Source organism: Pseudoalteromonas sp. 1CM17D (genome assembly GCF_023161805.1).
Taxonomy (GTDB): Bacteria; Pseudomonadota; Gammaproteobacteria; order Enterobacterales; family Alteromonadaceae; genus Pseudoalteromonas; species Pseudoalteromonas atlantica.
In genome coordinates this window covers 1-16,717 of the sequence record NZ_JALNTP010000014.1, presented here as the reverse complement: position 1 = coordinate 16,717, position 16,717 = coordinate 1, and the positions used below count along the sequence as shown (strand labels likewise).

Sequence of the window (16,717 nt, the reverse complement as noted above, 5' to 3'; positions counted from 1 at the left end):
CTAAGCCCCTATTTTAGACTTCATTACTTAGGCACTAATTAACGTAACTAAGCGTTAAAATTGCGCTTAAATAAGTAAGGTTTAGCTTAGGTGCTAGGGTAGCCCTTGGGTATTTTTAAGTGTGTAAAAGGCTTTTTGTAGCGCGTTTATATAGCGCATATCGGTGTTTTTATTTGCTGCCAAATAGGCATCTACCTTGAGTTCTTCTACATTATATATGGCTTTAAATTCAGCGTCAGGGGTGGGCAAATACTGACTTATTTGATGTATAAGTTCGGGGTCATCAACAATTAAGTCTACTTTTTTAGCAACCAGTAACGCATACGATTTTTGTATATCGGTGGTGAGCACAACCTCAAACCCCAAGTTGGTTAATATATCAGTAGAAAAGTCGTTACGTTGCATCGCTATTTTGTATTTTTTTGCCTCCTCAGTATTGTTAATAATTATGTCGTCACGCTCTTTAAGCGCAACAAAAGCAAGCTCAAAATGCGAAACTGGGCCTATCCAATGAAAGTTGTTTTCTCGCCCTTTGGTGCGCGCTATGGTGTAAATAAAGGTGTTTTGAATAGTGCTGGCAAGTCTAAATGCTCGCGCCCATGGATACATTTGTATGTCGGGCGTTAGGTTAGCCTTTGCAAAAATCGCCCTTATAAACTCAGTGCCTTTGCCTGTCACTTTTCCATCAACAAGTATTTGATCGGGTGGCGAGAGTTCCGTGACAACTAAAAGAGGGTCAGAGCTTGCGTAGCTATTAAAAAAAACAAACAACAATACTAATAAAAGTTTACGCATTTATATAAATCGTCTTATCAACAGCGGCTATTTTATGAGTGTGCTTAAAGGTAGAGCATCAATAAAACAGTAGGTTACATTAGGATAAACCTAAGTGTGGCCTAAAATTTATAATTTACCACTTTTCAATAATACAAATTTATCGCAAAAATATAAAAAACCATGCGCATATATGTACTTAAAGGTAAGAAAGAGAAAGTTGTTTTTAACAGGAAGAATATATTTATAAGGGCCCTAAAACGATAAAAGGGCCTTGCGGCCCTTGGTGAAGTATCGTTCAAGTCAGATAGTGCTTTAACCCCTTAAAGTACTATCTTCTTGTTTTGCAACACCGGTGTTCATCTCATTAAGTTTCTAAGCTAGCGAGAGGAAAAACCCAGCAATTGCTGCGCTCATAAGGTTAGCCATAGATCCTGCTAACACTGCTCTGAGCCCTAAGCGTGCGATATCCTTTCGCCGACTAGGCGCCATACCGCCTAATCCACCTAGTAAAATAGCTATCGACGATAGATTAGCAAACCCACATAACGCAAATGTTACAATTGCTTGAGTGTGCGCACTTAACGTATCGCGATAATTTATAAAGTCTAAGTAAGCAACAAACTCATTTACTACTAACTTTTGACCAATAAAACTACCTGCTATGATTGCCTCATCCCACGGTACGCCAAGTAACCATGCAACAGGAGCAAATACATAACCTAAAATTTCTTGTAGCGTTAAAGTAGGGTAATCAAACCACCCACCAATACCGCCTAGTAAACCGTTTAATAATGCTATTAATGCTACGAAAGCTAATAGCATTGCGCCCACATTTAGCGCTAAATGCATGCCGTTAGCTGCGCCTGATGCTGCTGCATCAATAACATTAACTGGCTTGTCTTCATCGGTGTCTAAATCAGCAAGCGTATCTTTAGGTGTTTCGGTCTCTGGCACAATCATTTTGGCCATTAAAAACCCACCTGGTGCAGCCATAAAGCTAGCGGCAATTAAATACTTAAGCTCTACACCAATAATTACGTAACCTGCCATTACAGAGCCTGCTACCGTGGCTAAGCCACCTACCATTACTGCAAACAACTCAGACTTAGTCATGGTTGCTATAAACGGCTTAACAATTAAGGGTGCTTCAGTTTGGCCTACAAATATATTAGCCGTTGCTGAGAGCGACTCTGTGCGAGAGGTTTTCAATAGTTTTTGTAAACCGCCGCCCAGAATTTTAATTATCCAATCCATAATGCCAATGTGGTAAAGCACAGCAACAAGTGCTGAGAAAAACACAATGACCGGTAAAACTTGAATAGCAAAAATAAAACCGAGTGTATCTTGCGATGCAAGTGGGCCAAATAAAAACCCAATCCCGTCGTTTGCAAAGCTAATTACCGAAGAGACGGCACTAGACATACTTGCTAACACATTTTTACCTGCTTCAAAAAACAGTACAAACCCACCAATAACTACTTGCATAGCAAAGGCTATCGCTACGGTGCGTAAGTTTATTGCTTTACGATTAGTCGAAGCCGCAAAAGCAATACTTAGTAGTACAAACATGCCTACTAAGCTCATAAATGTTGTCATACAGATGTTTCCCGTTATTATTCTTGTAGTAAATACTTAATTTTACTTTTAATAATATCAATCGCAACGCGGTTCATTCCGCCTCGAGTCACAACCAAATCAGCGTTATGCTTTGAAGGCTCAATAAATTGATAAAACATCGGTCTAACAGTTGCTTGATATTGCTCAACAACAGATTGTAATGTTCTGCCTCTTTTTTCCATGTCTCGTTGCATACGACGCATTAAGCAAATATCAAGGGGTGTATCTATAAATACCTTAATATCAAATTCTTTATTAAGTGCTTTATCACTTAATAATAAAATACCTTCTACTATTAAAATTTTAGCTGCAGCAACGCGACGAGTTTCATCGCTTCGTGTGTGTTGTGCATAATCATAAGTAGGTACTTCGACAGAGTTACCACTACGAAGTTGAGTTAAATGTTCAAGCATTAACTCATGTTCAAATGCATCAGGATGGTCGTAGTTAGTTTGCGTACGGTGTTCCATAGGCAAATGCGACTGATCCTTGTAATAAGCATCTTCTTCAATAATGGCGATAGCGCCTGGTTCAAGCTCATTAACCAACTCATTGTAAATAGTTTGGCTAAAAAGAGATTTGCCCGACGCTGATGCGCCAGCAATAGCTATAATAGTTCGTGTCACTAAAGTTCTCACCCACACAGAAAGGAAAAGTTGTTTGGTTGATCACAATAGCAAAAAAGACACGAATAATCTCTTTTGCTTTGCTTAAGAACGCAAATTTATAATGTTTAGCTTTTATGAAACAGGACTTATGTCCTGTACGGAAAATTCGATCAGCGGATAAAGTAACCACCTAGAAGCAAAGTGAGGTCAACATGGCAAGAGCAATCATCTTAATGGCAGACAGCCTAGGTATAGGCGCAGCACCCGATGCAGACAAATTTGGTGATGTTGGAGCAAATACACTCGCCCACTTATTAAAAGCATACCACGACGAAACGGGTAAAGCGTTATCGTTACCTAATTTATCTAAATTAGGTTTAATCGATGCCTGTGAAGCCGCGGGCGGTGAAACGTGTTTAGTTTCTGATCGTCAAGCATCGCAAGGTGCATGGGGTTATGCAAAAGAGCTTTCAAGCGGTAAAGATACGCCATCAGGGCACTGGGAAATGGCCGGCGTACCTGTGTTATTTGATTGGGGCTACTTCCCTAAAACACAGCCGAGTTTTCCACAAGAATTTGTAGACGAATTTATAGCCGCTACCGGTATACCTGGCATTTTAGGCAACTGCCATGCATCAGGCACCACCATATTAGAGCAGCTAGGCGAAGAGCATGTAAAATCAGGCAAACCAATTTGTTACACCTCTGCAGATAGCGTGTTTCAAATTGCCGCACACGAAGAGTCTTTTGGCCTTGAGCGCCTTTACGAAGTGTGTGAAATTGCCCGCGAATTACTTGATAAACTAAATATAGGCCGTGTTATTGCTAGGCCATTTTTAGGCACAAGCAACGCAGATTTTGCCCGTACTGGTAATCGTCGCGATTATTCAGTATTGCCGCCAGCACCGACCCTATTAGATGTACTATCTAAACACGGCGGTGAAGTAATAAGCATTGGTAAAATTGCAGATATATATGCACACCAAGGCATTACCCAAAAACACAAAGCCCCAGGGCTGATGAATTTGCTTGAAAAAAGCAGCGAAGTATTAGCAAGTGCGCCAGATAACAGCTTAATTTTTACCAATTTAGTTGATTTTGACGAAAAGTTTGGCCACCGTCGCAACCCAGTTGGTTATGCAAAAGCGTTAAAAGAATTTGACGATTACTTACCAACTATACTAAACCAATTAAATGCAGATGACGTGTTAATGATCACTGCAGATCACGGCTGTGACCCAACCTTTCCAGGTTCAGAGCACACCCGCGAATATGTACCAGTTATAGCTTATCAACCGGGCATGCAAAATACCCCGCTTGGCGAGCGCAATAGCTTTGCAGATATAGGCCAAACCCTTGCACAGTGGTTTAACTTACCTGCACTTGAATACGGTGACGGCTTTTTAAATAAGCTAAACGCGCCTAAATAAAAAGGAAAACAATTAATGAGTACTCCGCATATTAGTGCAAACGTTGGTGACTTCGCTGAAACAGTATTAATGCCGGGCGATCCGCTTCGTGCACAATACATTGCTGAAAACTTTTTAGATGATGCAGTACAAGTAACAGGCGTACGTAACATGTACGGCTTTACAGGCACATACAAAGGTAAACCTGTAAGTATTATGGGTTCGGGCATGGGCATACCATCTATGTCTATTTATGCGCGTGAGTTAATTGTAAGCTTTGGCGTAAAAAATATTATTCGTATTGGTACCTGTGGTGGTATTGGTACAGATATTAAAATTCGCGACGTAATTTTTGCACAAGGCGCAAGCACCGACTCAAACGTAAACCGTGCACGCGTTCGTGGTTACGATTTTTCAGCAATTGCTAACTTTGACCTACTTTTAAACGGTGTTAACGCCGCTAAAGACCTAGGCATTAAAGCAAAGGTAGGTAACGTATTTACTACCGATACCTTCTACCAAGCTGACGACACATTCTACAAAGACCTAGATAAACTAGGTGTACTAGCTGTAGATATGGAAACAGCAGGTTTATATGGTGTAGCTGCAGAGTATGGTGCTAACGCAATGGCACTATTTACCGTAAGTGACCACGTGATCACCGGTGAAGCAACACCTGCAGATGAGCGCCAAAGCACATTTAACGAAATGGTTAAAATTGCTTTAGAGTCTATTTAATAAACGCAATTTTATTAAATTAGCAAACAGTTCCTTGGTAACGTATTCACTAAGTTTTGGAGACACGCCCAAAGTGAAGTGAGACTAAACCCCCAAAGCCGCATTTTATGCGGCTTTTTTTATGCCTATATAAGCGCCACTTTTAAAGCAGCCAGCAAGCTGCGCGTCTGCACAGCACGAGCTAACCGCGTAGCTGGAGTTCACCTCGCGTTTGGTATTAATTTTTTTTTTCGCGGCATAGAGCCGGCTGCTACTCATTAACTCCACCATAAAGTACACAGAGGCGATTTGCGCTACATATTAGAAAATTCGGGGTTTGGCTCATCACTTCTCATTATCTTCTCGGTGTTCTCAGTGGTGACATAATCACTTTTAAACAAAAGCAATGCACGTCTACAGGGGGTAGCTCCGACGTTAACTTGACTTGTAGACGTCGAGGCAAGCTCACTGAACTCGATGTGATAAATGATAGCTAATCATTTATCAATGAGAGATACAAGTCGTTGAGCTTGCTCACGCTAGAAGGGTAGTCCCTCATGGCTTTAGCAAAGGGGCTTACACTAGGGTAAAAGCGTTGCTTTTAAAACGCCAGCAAGCTTTGCGGATATTGGGGAAGGCTCAGCTTAGGTGTTAATGTTGATATTGTAAACGTAGAGCTTGCTCAGAGTTGATTTGCACTACTACCATTTGTCTGAGCATCTTCACTTTTTCAATGATTGCATTGTAAGCATCACAACAAATTTATATCGTATAAGCCCACTAATAGTAAAAAGTATCGCTTCAGGTCTGTCACAGTCATGCCTAACACTCGCTGAAGCGTAACAATAAAACTTTGCAGCTTCTAATATACGTTTGTAGGAGGAAAGAAGAGGGGATACAAGCAACTAAGCTAATAGATACTTATTGACAGTAAGGAATTTGAGCAACCTATAAAAAATTATCCAAGAAGTTCTTTGATAGACCATTTGATTCTAGGTATTATTAATAATCTTTATAAATTTACAAGCAGCAGGGGGCTGTGGGTTAAAATTATACCCCAAATAACCACTAAGCTCATGATGGTGTCCCTTTGTAAGAATGGGAAAATAATTTATAGGTATTTAGTCCCCACGGTTTTACTATTATGCCGTTAACTGCAATGGATAAATTAGCTAGTAGTTAGTATAGGGAACAATAGCTTTTATTCGTAAGTTTTCAGTTTAGTTGCTTACTTTATTGGGTGGCTGTACCGAAATTAAAGTTAATAAGAATAAATATAAAATAATTTTTATTCTTATTAAGCTAATCATTTTTTACTGATTGCTAGCAATAAATTAAAAACTATCGCTATTTTAGCAATGTTTTATTGCTTCAACGGTTAAAAATTAGTATTATTTTTAATCGTTAAAGGTTTAAATAACAAACTTAATATAAAAATATTAATTAGTTCATACAAAAATAATTAATTTGGCTTTGTGCAAATAATTAAGTGAATTGATTAAATACATGGATGATTTATAGGAATTATTATGCATAGTATAGGGGTCGTAATACCATTTTATCAACGAGATAAAGGAATATTGTTAAAATCTCTCAAGTCTATAATTGAGCAAGAAAGTTTAAGTAAAATAACTTACTATGTTGTTATTGTTGATGATTGTTCTCCTCTTTCACTTTCTGAAGAATTGGCACTCCTGCCTACTTTACCAAAAAATATACATTTAATTAGCCTTTACCACAAAACTAATTCTGGACCAGCTATAGCTAGAAATACAGCATTAAAATATATTCAAACTAAGCTTTGCAATATAGTAGATTATGTTGCATTTTTAGACTCGGATGATCAATGGGGTGTAAGCCATAGCACTTTAGCATTAGAGGCCTTCGACTTAGGTGCTAGCTTTTATTTTGGCAATACAGATCGAGATGGCTTCTATGATTCTAATTGGAATACTGATATTCCTGAAATGGAGCGCGATTTAAGCCACTTTTTAGTAGGCGAGTCTAAATTTTTAATAGATTCACCTGTTATTATCCAGTCAATGTACAATAAATATTTATCGCAAACATCGACAGTTATGTACAGGCTGAGTAAATTTCCTGAGGTATTATTTTGCGACCAACTAAGGTTTGCAGGTGAAGATGAACTAATGTGGCTATTGTTGTGTTCTAATGCTGATAAAGTTGCGTACTACCCTTGTGACATCACAAAATGCGGCAAGGGTGTAAATATGTTTTTTTCGAACATAAGCTGGGACCTTGTAGGTTCATGTAACATTATGGGAAGTAAAGCTCTGGCAACAGCGATGATTTTAGAGAATATTCCATTAGATTCAGAGCAAAGAAAAATTTTAAAGAAAACTTTCAATTCTCATTGCTATGTTTATTTTAAATTAATGGTAAAACATATGCTAAAATTTCGTGAGATAGACTTCAAAAATACTCTTCTATTAGTTAAATATTTAGTAAGTAAAGATCTTTCTAGCCTAGGCGAGCATATAAACGTAGAAGTTGAGTTGTCTACAAAATAGTCTTTATTAACTCTATTTATCACTTCTTTTTTTGCTTTTTATATTAATAAAAGTAATTTTAATTTTATTGTTTAAGTGAGTATAAATTAATTTATATAATGTTTATTTGGTTTATATAGTGCTTGTAGTGATTATTTAAGTTTTACACTTTTCAGGAGTTACAGTTATAATTTAACAGCGTATGGCCCCTCTCATTCTATAATAACTCCATTCTTATTGTCTTCTCCAAAATCGTATTACGAACAGAACCAAGTATTTTAAGTCTTTAAGCGTTTAAATTTTATATTCACTTAATGCTTAATGCATTAGAGAAATGTTAATCCTAATCTATTGTTTATAGTTAAAGCTAAATAAGTTTACAGAAATTTACTTCGTTTAATTAAAGTTTAATAAGAGCTATGTAACCCCTAGGTAAAAGCGTTGCTTTTAAAACGCCAGCAAGCTGTGCGTCTATAGGGCTGCATGTATTTCCTTATTAATTTAACCACATAATGCATTCCGCGCTACACAGAGAAACATGGGAACTGGTTATATTACTTCTTATGGTTTCTCGGTGGTGACATAACCACTTTTAAGACGTGTTTAGAGAATAGGGTTTATCGTGTAGCAGCGAGTTTACCTCGCGTATGGTATTAAATTTTTTCGCGGCATAAAGCCGCTGCTACTCATTGATTACACCACAGAGGACACAGAGGAAACAATGGGGGGCATTTTTCCTGTTCTTTTCCTTCACTCCTCGGTGGTGACATAACCACTTTTAAGACGTGTTTAGAGAATAGTGTTTATCGTGTAGCAGCGAGTTTACCTCGCGTATGGTATTAAATTTTTTCGCGGCATAAAGCCGCTGCTACTCATGAATTCCACTACAAAGTACACAGAGGCGCTTAGCGTTACACAGAGAGCACGGGGATTGGCTCATCACTTTTTAAATCACTTATTCTCTACCTCTAAAAGCGCAGCGTGTCTTAACCTCTTTGTGAATAATTGGCTTAACTTGTTTTTCACCACAGAGGACACAGAGGCGCTTAGCGCTACACAGAAGAAACAATGGGGGGTGGTAACATTTCTCCTGCTCTTCTCCTTCACTTCTCTGTGGTAACAAAATCACTCATGAACGAAAACAACGCGCGTCTACAAAGCATGAGCTAACCACGTAGCAGCGAGTTTACCTCGCGTTTTATATTGAATTTTTTTCGCGGCATAAAGCCGCTGCTACTCATTAATTGCACCGCAGAGGGCACAGAGACACAAAGGAAACAATGGGGGTTGGTAAGTCATTTCTCCTGCTCTTCTCCTTCACTCCTCTGTGGTGAAAAAAATCACTTATGAACGAAAACAACGCGCGTCTGCACAGCACGAGCTAACCACGTAGCTAGGGTTAACCTCGCGTTTGGTATTAATCTTTTTCGCGGCATAAAGCCGCAGCTACTCACCTTTTTAATCAAACCAATGTTACCCAAAGTAAAAGCACTATGTTTAAAAAGTCACTACACCCAGTGTCACTCTTACTAAGTTAATGCTAGTGTATAAATTACAACCATTTATTGTTTTTGTTGTTTAACCGTTAAGCTATGGAGTTGACAATGTCTAACTGGGTAGATGCAACCGTAAAAAAAGTAACATGGTGGAGCGATACACTTTTCAGCCTGGTAGTAAACGCAAGCGTAGAGCCATTTAAAGCGGGGCAGTTTACTAAGCTCTCGATTATGGAGGGCGATAAACGTATTGCTCGGGCATACTCTTATATAAACGCGCCTAATAATCCCGATTTAGAATTTTACCTTATCAATGTAGAGGGCGGCTTATTATCGCCTAGGTTGGCGCAATTAAAACCAGGCGACACTGTATTAATAGAGCAACGTGCCACAGGCTTTTTTACCTTAGACGAAATACCGCAAAGCGAGCAGTTATGGATGCTAAGTACAGGCACTGCAATAGGGCCGTTTTTATCTATTTTGCAGCAACAAGAGGTATGGCAAAAATACACACAGATTAATTTAGTGCACGGCGTACGTTTTAATACCGATTTAAGCTATCAAAATCTAATACACACCCTAATAAACGCACACCCTACACAACTTAACTACATTCCGGTTGTAAGCCGTGAGGAGCCACAACAAGGCCTAAAAGGGCGTATAACTACAGCAATTCAAAACGGCGAGCTATTTAGTAAAGCTTCTAAAACCCCAAGCCCGAGTAATTCGCAATTTATGATTTGCGGTAACCCACAAATGGTAAAAGACACCACACAGTTACTTTTAGACAAAAACTTTAAACGAAATCGTCGCAGAGACCCAGGGCACATAACGGTTGAGCAGTATTGGTAAAGTGTATAACAATCATTTAATTGCTACCCGAAAACGCTCAAATTTGTTATGTTGCAGCATTAACAGCGTTATATGTTCATATTAGGAAAGTTATGAAATCGTTATCTATTATTTTTGCCTCGCTTATTGCCACTGTTGCCCTGATCAGTTATGCAGCAGAGCAAACCGAAGAGACTCAAGAAGAGCAAAAAAGTACCGAGCAAGCGTCAAGCTCTACTCAAGCCAGCAATTCACCAACAAAAGCAAAAGATGAAAAGTTAAACACGCTTGAGTACCAAGCCCCAGAGCTTAAAACGCCAACAGTAGATACTACTAAACCTGACGACTCAAAAGTACTGGGTAGCGAAACCCCCAAACCGGTAGAAAAACCAAAAAACAAAGTAGAAAAAGCAGCAGCTGTGGCCGAGGCAGAAAAAGCGGTAACGCAAGCCAAAGAGGCATTAACCGCTAAGCAGCAAGCTAAAGCTAAGCAATCTCGCGAGTCGCTTGCTGTTGTAGAGCAACTAGTAGAAGCCTATAACGCACGTAATATTGAACAATTTATTCGTATGTACGATGAAGATGTAGAGTTTTATATTTTTCCTAATGAGCTATTATTTAAAGGAAAAGAAAAACTAATAGCCCGTTATGGCTTAATGTTTAAAAAATTAAAGTGTATTAATAGCTCGCCAATAAAGCGTATTGTGCACGGCGACATAGTAATAGACCACGAGCTATCAGAAACCTGTTCAACAGACGAAAACGTGGTAGATAAACGCTCTGAGTTAGTATCGAGCTACCAAATAAAAGACGGAAAAATAATCCGCGTATTATTTTTTAGATAATTATAAAAGGCATACTATGCAGTTAGCAGACGACAAAAAAATTCGCTTAATGTACCGCGTTGAGCCAGGGTGTTTAGGGCCGCAGGGCGCAGAACACATAGAAGACTTTTGTCGTTATGCTAATAAGCATATTAAATCACCTTATTACGGGCAATTTTTGTTTTTACCACGTTTTGATAAACAAAAAGATGAGCGTCAATACAGCGTAAAAAACCGCAACCTATCGCGAGTGCAAGCCAAGGCCTATTTAAACCATTTTGAAATTGATATAGATACCTTCGAAGAGCAACTCGACGAACTCCTCACCAAAGCCATCGATTTATACTTTAAACGATAATTATATACACCTGAATACAAGTTTTACCCTGTAGCTAATTTTGCCTGTAGACGCCTAGTTTGCTCAGGGGGATGCGTATTTTCTCATTAATTGCCCCACAGAGGGCATTTCGCGCTACACAGAGAAAATAGGCATTGGTGAGTTACTTCTTTGTGGTGAGATAATCACTTTTAAACAAAAGCAGTGCGCGTCTAACACTAAATTCAAATACTGTTTTGTAGGCCGAATTCTTACTTATGTGATCATTTATTAAATCACTTATTCTCTAGCTCTAAAAGCGCAGCGTCTCTTAACCTCTTTGTGAATAATTGGCTTAACTTGTTTTTCACCACAGAGGACACAGAGACACAGAGGAAACAATGGGGGGTGGTGAGTAATTTTTCCTGTTCTCCTCCTTCACTTCTCGGTGGTGACATAATCACTATTAAACGAAATCATGAGCTAACCACGTAGCAGCGAGTTTACCTCGCGTTTTATATTGAATTTTTTCGCGGCATAAAGCCGCTGCTACTCATTAATTGCACCACAGAGGGCACAGAGGCGCTTCGCGCTACACAGAGAATGGTGATTTATTTCTCCAGTTTTTCTCCTGCTCTCCTCCTTCACTTCTCGGTGGTGAGATAATCACTTTTAAACGAAAGCATAGGCTAACCACGTAGCAGCGAGTATACCTCGCGTTTTATATTGAATTTTTTCGCGGCATAAAGCCGCTGCTACTGCTATTGTGGGCTTCGCACTTTACGCCAATAACGCGCCCACAAAACTCTAGCTACCCGCTACTATGGTATTAAAGCTGTCGTTGTCGTGTAGGCTGGCAAATGCACTTTCGTGTAGTAGCTCATTACGTAAGTTTGGCGAGTATTCAAGGGCCATTTTTATATCGGCTAATGCATCGGCATGTTTGTGTGTAAGTGCATACGCACACGCACGCTGCCAGTAGGCATAGCCGTAGTCGCTATCTATATCAATGGCTTGGTTACATAACTCAATGGCTTTGGCGGTTTCGTTTAGCTCTAATAATGCATCGGCTTTATAGGCAATGGCTTCTACATCCTCTGGCTTACGTTTTAAAATTTCGTCAAATATTTCAATTTTGTTTGCAAAGTCGCTTTCTAGGTTTGCGCGCATCCATAACGAGTGCACCTCGTTAGTGACCGATATACGCTCTTGGTTACTGAGTATTTCTTCTGAGCGTACACGCAGTTTTTCTTCAAGAATTTTTAAGCGATCTTCGTACTCGTCAGTGATCACACTGACACGCGTATTTACTATGTCTTCTACTTTATTTTTAACATCGCGCAGCGAGTTCCAGCCTACTAAAACCAAAATAGAGGCCGTAGCAGTAATAATAAAAAACACGTTATTAATAGTGTCGGTGGTGTAAATAAGCGCTCTGTCGGCGGTATCTAACTGGGCGTGTGTAACTTGTTTTGTCACATCTTCGCGTAATTGTTGTTGGTCTTGGCGAACGGCTTTTAACTCATCAAGAATATAGCGTTCTAAAAGCGGTTTATACATGGGCTCATTTAATTGCGCTAACGCTTGTTGCTGTTGCTCTTCTGTTGGTGCAGCAGATTCTTGGGCATTAACAGTATTTAAAAGCGAAACAAAACAAACAAATAGAATAGTTATATAAAAACGCATGGGTACGCCTAGTTAATTATTAGTGACTAATCGCACTTTAACATGCAAGGCTTATTGGCACTAGGGCGTGTTGGCTTTGAACATTAAACAAGTTAACAAAATCATACAACTGTTCACACAGCCTTAAAGGATTTTAAATTTTAGGCAAAAAAAAGCCAGCCCAATGTGGGCTGGCAAAACTGCTTAAAACAACAATAAATTGTCGCAGGGAAATAACAGGAGTGAGTGGTCATAATAATCAAGTTAATCTGAACATTTACTTAATTATTCAAAATAGATTTCAATAAGTTATAAAGTAAAGGTGCATTGGGCTTAGTAATGCACCTTTATAAACAACTTTAATTTCATGGTGAAGGGGGGTATTCCAATGTGCGCTTAATTAAAAGCCACTTTCAAACCCTTCACATACCATTACGCGTTATCTATTTAATCCGATCACACTAATTGTGGTGTTTAAACTGTATTCATTAAACCAATGGTTTCAATCGATTTAATTCAAGTTAATACGCTGGCGAATGTAATATTAGGGGTCTATATTGTTTGAGCAGTAAATAAAAATTATGCGCAAAATTAATAAACCTTAGCGTGCAACTTTAAATGTAAGCGCTGGGGCTTGAGTAAAATAGTTAAACTCTTCATTTAAAGTAAGGAGCTGAAAATGAGCAGCACTAAATCGGGTCAATGTCCCGTAATGCACGGTAGTAACTCAGTTATTTCTAAAGTAAACACAGATTGGTGGCCAAATACTCTAAATTTAGACATTCTTCATCAGCACGACACAAAATCAAACCCCTACGGCACAGACTTCGACTACGCCGAAGCATTCAAATCTCTCGATTTAGACGCAGTAAAAGCAGACCTAAAAGCCTTTATGACCGATAGCCAAGATTGGTGGCCTGCCGATTGGGGTCATTACGGCGGCTTAATGATCCGCATGGCATGGCACTCTGCGGGTACGTACCGATTATCAGACGGTCGTGGTGGCGCAAGCACCGGTAACCAGCGTTTTTCGCCGCTAAATTCATGGCCAGACAACGCAAGCCTAGATAAAGCACGCCGCCTATTGTGGCCAATCAAGAAAAAATACGGTAACAAACTATCGTGGGCCGACCTATTTATTTTAGCCGGTAACATGGCATACGAATCAATGGGCTTAAAAATTTATGGCTTTGCCGGTGGCCGTGAAGACATTTGGCACCCAGAAAAAGACATTTACTGGGGCGCAGAAAAAGAATGGCTAGCACCGAGTGATGAGCGTTACGACAACGTAGAAAAGCCCGACACCATGGAAAACCCATTAGCTGCGGTACAAATGGGCTTAATTTACGTAAACCCAGAAGGCGTTAATGGTATACCCGATCCGCAAAAAACCGCGCAGCACGTACGTGAAACATTTGCTCGCATGGCAATGAACGACGAAGAAACCGCAGCGCTTACTGTAGGCGGCCACACGGTAGGTAAAACCCACGGTAACGGTAAAGCTGAGCACTTAGGCCCAGAGCCAGAAGCGGCCGACGTACACGAGCAAGGCCTAGGCTGGAACAGCACTAAAGAAGGCGGCTTTGGTCGCAATACCGTAACGTCGGGGCTAGAAGGCGCGTGGACTACCCACCCTACAAAATGGGATAACGGCTACTGCCACTTACTATTAAACTACGAGTGGGAACTAACTAAAAGCCCAGCAGGCGCGCACCAATGGGAGCCTGTAAATATTAAAGAAGAAGATAAGCCGGTAGATGTAGAAGACCCATCAATTCGTTTAAACCCAATGATGACCGACGCCGATATGGCCATGAAGGTAGACCCAATCTACCGTAAAATTATTGAACGTTTTAACAACGACTTTGAGTATTTTTCTGATGTGTTTGCCCGCGCGTGGTTTAAACTTACGCACCGCGACTTAGGCCCTAAAGCGTGTTACTTAGGTAAAGATGTACCAAGCGAAGACCTAATTTGGCAAGACCCAATTCCAGCGGTTGACTACACCCTGTCTGATGACGAAATTAGCGAGCTAAAATCACAAATTCTTGATTGTGGCGTAAGCGCAACCGATTTAATTACTACAGCATGGGATAGCGCACGTACGTACCGTGGCTCAGACCGCCGTGGTGGTGCAAATGGTGCGCGTATTCGTTTAGCTCCGCAAAAAGATTGGCAAGGTAATGAGCCAGAGCGCCTAGCAAGCGTACTTAGCGCCCTTGAAAAATTTAAAGCAGGTTTAGCTAAGCCTATCAGTATTGCAGATTTAATCGTATTAGGTGGCACAGCAGCTGTAGAGCAAGCTGCAAAACAAGCTGGTGTTGATGTAACTGTACCGTTTGCGCCAGGGCGCGGCGATGCAACCGACGAAATGACCGATGCCGAGTCGTTCGAACCGTTAGAGCCAGTACACGACGGCTTTAGAAACTACCTTAAAGGCGACTTTAGCGTATCGCCAGAAGAGCTACTTTTAGAGCGTAGCCAGTTAATGGGCCTAACAGCACCAGAAATGACCGTACTGTTTGGCGGAATGCGCGTGTTAGGCACAAACTACGCAGGCAGCAAACACGGCGTATTTACCGACAACGTAGGTGCGCTTTCTACCGACTTTTTTGTAAACTTAACCGACATGGCCAATAACTGGAAACCGTCTGAGCCAGGTGTTTACAACATTGTTGTACGTAAAACAGGCACCATAAAATGGACCGCAACACGTATAGATTTAGTGTTTGGTTCAAACTCTATATTACGTGCACTAAGCGAATTTTACGCACAAGACGACAACAATGAACGTTTTGTACATGACTTCGTAAATGCATGGGTAAAAGTAATGAACGCCGACAGATTTGATCTTAAATAAATCAAAATTATAGGCACAAAGGGGAGCAACATAGCTCCCCTTTTTATTATCTAAATTTTAGTTCGTGGCCTGTAGGCACAGAGCTTAGCTTCGGCGTTAGTTTGTCTTGTAGACGTAGAGCTTGCTCACGTTAGAAGCGTAGCTTCTCATGGCTTTAGCGAAGGGGTTTAACATCAGGGTAAAAGCGTTGCTTTTAAACGCCAGCAAGCTGTGCGTCTACAAGGTAGAGGTTAGCTCCGGCGTTAGTTTGACTTGTAGACGTTGAGCTTGCTCACGTTAGAAACGTAGCTTCTCATGGCCTTGGCAAAGGGGTTTACACTTAGGTAAAAGCGCTGCTTTTAAAACGCCAGCAAGCTGCGCGTCTACAGACTAGGGCTAAGCTCCGGCGTTGGTACACGATGCTTGTTCACGAAAAATAAAAATAATCCCCTCAACCCCCGCCGTTCAAATATATACAATCCCAAAAAGGGTATTGTTCAATCTTTTGCACAATCCCAGCTCTTAATGGGTTTGCAACAATATAACGAGCCTGAATTATTAAATCTCTTTCATTGCGGATTTGATGATCAAAATAATTTTGTTGCCAAATTGGACCTTTATCACCACTAAGCGCATTAATCTTCACGGTTGTTAAGCTTTTAAACTGCCTAACTACCTCAGATAGTGAGAGCGCCTTAACCTGAAAAAGCCAATGAAGGTGATCTGGCATTACGGTATAGCAAATAGTATTAACATTTTTTTGCATATAAAAGATCGCGCGAGCGGCTATACAGGCATTCTCAAAGTTTTCAAATAAATCGGCTCTTTGCACGCAGCATATGGTGACTGAATAATATTTATTTGCAGACGAGCAGCGACCTTTTAATAGTTTTGTTGAAGAAACCATGAGAGCCATTTCTTAATATATTTTAATAAATATAGGAAAACCTGTTTATTACACAAGGCAAGTTTTTAAAACAGTAGTTAATCTGACTTGTAGACGTTGAGCTTGCTCACGTTAGAAGCGTAGCTTCTCATGGCTTTAGCGAAGGGGTTTAACATCAGGGTAAAGCGTTGCTTTTAAACGCCAGCAAGCTGTGCGTCTACA

Annotated in this window: 12 protein-coding genes; 7 read left to right on the top strand and 5 right to left on the bottom strand. The window is 40.2% G+C overall.

The window, feature by feature from the left end; all coding sequences use genetic code 11:
- Positions 1 to 93: 93 nt before the first annotated feature.
- The 3 genes from MSC25_RS18360 to udk all read right to left on the bottom strand — a co-directional run bounded on the left by MSC25_RS18360 (position 94) and on the right by udk (position 3,020).
- Positions 94 to 795: a transporter substrate-binding domain-containing protein gene (locus MSC25_RS18360; protein ID WP_055254351.1), complete on the bottom strand. Its 702-nt coding sequence runs from the start codon at positions 793 to 795 to the stop codon at positions 94 to 96.
- Positions 796 to 1,149: 354 nt separating this feature from the next.
- A complete protein-coding gene (locus MSC25_RS18355; RefSeq protein ID WP_004587189.1) occupies positions 1,150 to 2,373 on the bottom strand; it encodes a NupC/NupG family nucleoside CNT transporter in 1,224 nt (407 codons plus the stop codon).
- Between the two features lie 17 nt (positions 2,374 to 2,390).
- Positions 2,391 to 3,020: a uridine kinase gene (udk, locus tag MSC25_RS18350; RefSeq protein ID WP_004587190.1), complete on the bottom strand. Its 630-nt coding sequence runs from the start codon at positions 3,018 to 3,020 to the stop codon at positions 2,391 to 2,393.
- 194 nt (positions 3,021 to 3,214) lie between these two features.
- On the opposite strand from udk, the gene MSC25_RS18345 reads away from it, so the two are divergent.
- From MSC25_RS18345 to MSC25_RS18320, 6 genes are all read left to right on the top strand, one after another.
- Positions 3,215 to 4,432, top strand: coding sequence for a phosphopentomutase (locus MSC25_RS18345; protein WP_055254353.1), 1,218 nt, complete (start codon positions 3,215 to 3,217; stop codon positions 4,430 to 4,432).
- 15 nt (positions 4,433 to 4,447) lie between these two features.
- Positions 4,448 to 5,149 (top strand): purine-nucleoside phosphorylase, encoded by a 702-nt coding sequence (gene deoD / locus MSC25_RS18340; RefSeq protein ID WP_004587192.1) that lies wholly within the window; start codon positions 4,448 to 4,450, stop codon positions 5,147 to 5,149.
- Positions 5,150 to 6,657: 1,508 nt separating this feature from the next.
- The gene (locus MSC25_RS18335) at positions 6,658 to 7,659 is read left to right on the top strand and encodes a glycosyltransferase family 2 protein (protein WP_248444210.1); all 1,002 of its coding nucleotides are present in this window, start codon (positions 6,658 to 6,660) and stop codon (positions 7,657 to 7,659) included.
- Positions 7,660 to 9,242: 1,583 nt separating this feature from the next.
- Positions 9,243 to 9,986 carry a ferredoxin--NADP reductase gene (locus MSC25_RS18330; protein ID WP_248444209.1) on the top strand — a complete coding sequence of 248 codons (744 nt, stop codon included), beginning with the start codon at positions 9,243 to 9,245 and terminating at the stop codon, positions 9,984 to 9,986.
- A 92-nt stretch (positions 9,987 to 10,078) separates the two neighbouring features.
- Positions 10,079 to 10,810 carry a nuclear transport factor 2 family protein gene (locus tag MSC25_RS18325; protein WP_029773547.1) on the top strand — a complete coding sequence of 244 codons (732 nt, stop codon included), beginning with the start codon at positions 10,079 to 10,081 and terminating at the stop codon, positions 10,808 to 10,810.
- Positions 10,811 to 10,826: 16 nt separating this feature from the next.
- Complete coding sequence (locus MSC25_RS18320; RefSeq protein ID WP_248444208.1) at positions 10,827 to 11,147, top strand: hypothetical protein; 321 nt, start codon at positions 10,827 to 10,829, stop codon at positions 11,145 to 11,147.
- Between the two features lie 765 nt (positions 11,148 to 11,912).
- Here the strand turns inward: MSC25_RS18320 and MSC25_RS18315 are convergent.
- Positions 11,913 to 12,791: a tetratricopeptide repeat protein gene (locus MSC25_RS18315; protein ID WP_024032988.1), complete on the bottom strand. Its 879-nt coding sequence runs from the start codon at positions 12,789 to 12,791 to the stop codon at positions 11,913 to 11,915.
- Positions 12,792 to 13,449: 658 nt separating this feature from the next.
- On the opposite strand from MSC25_RS18315, the gene katG reads away from it, so the two are divergent.
- Complete coding sequence (katG, locus tag MSC25_RS18310) at positions 13,450 to 15,630, top strand: catalase/peroxidase HPI (RefSeq protein ID WP_248444207.1); 2,181 nt, start codon at positions 13,450 to 13,452, stop codon at positions 15,628 to 15,630.
- A 430-nt stretch (positions 15,631 to 16,060) separates the two neighbouring features.
- On the opposite strand, the gene MSC25_RS18305 is transcribed toward katG, so the two are convergent.
- Positions 16,061 to 16,516 (bottom strand): transposase, encoded by a 456-nt coding sequence (locus MSC25_RS18305; RefSeq protein ID WP_095206753.1) that lies wholly within the window; start codon positions 16,514 to 16,516, stop codon positions 16,061 to 16,063.
- Positions 16,517 to 16,717: the final 201 nt, after the last annotated feature.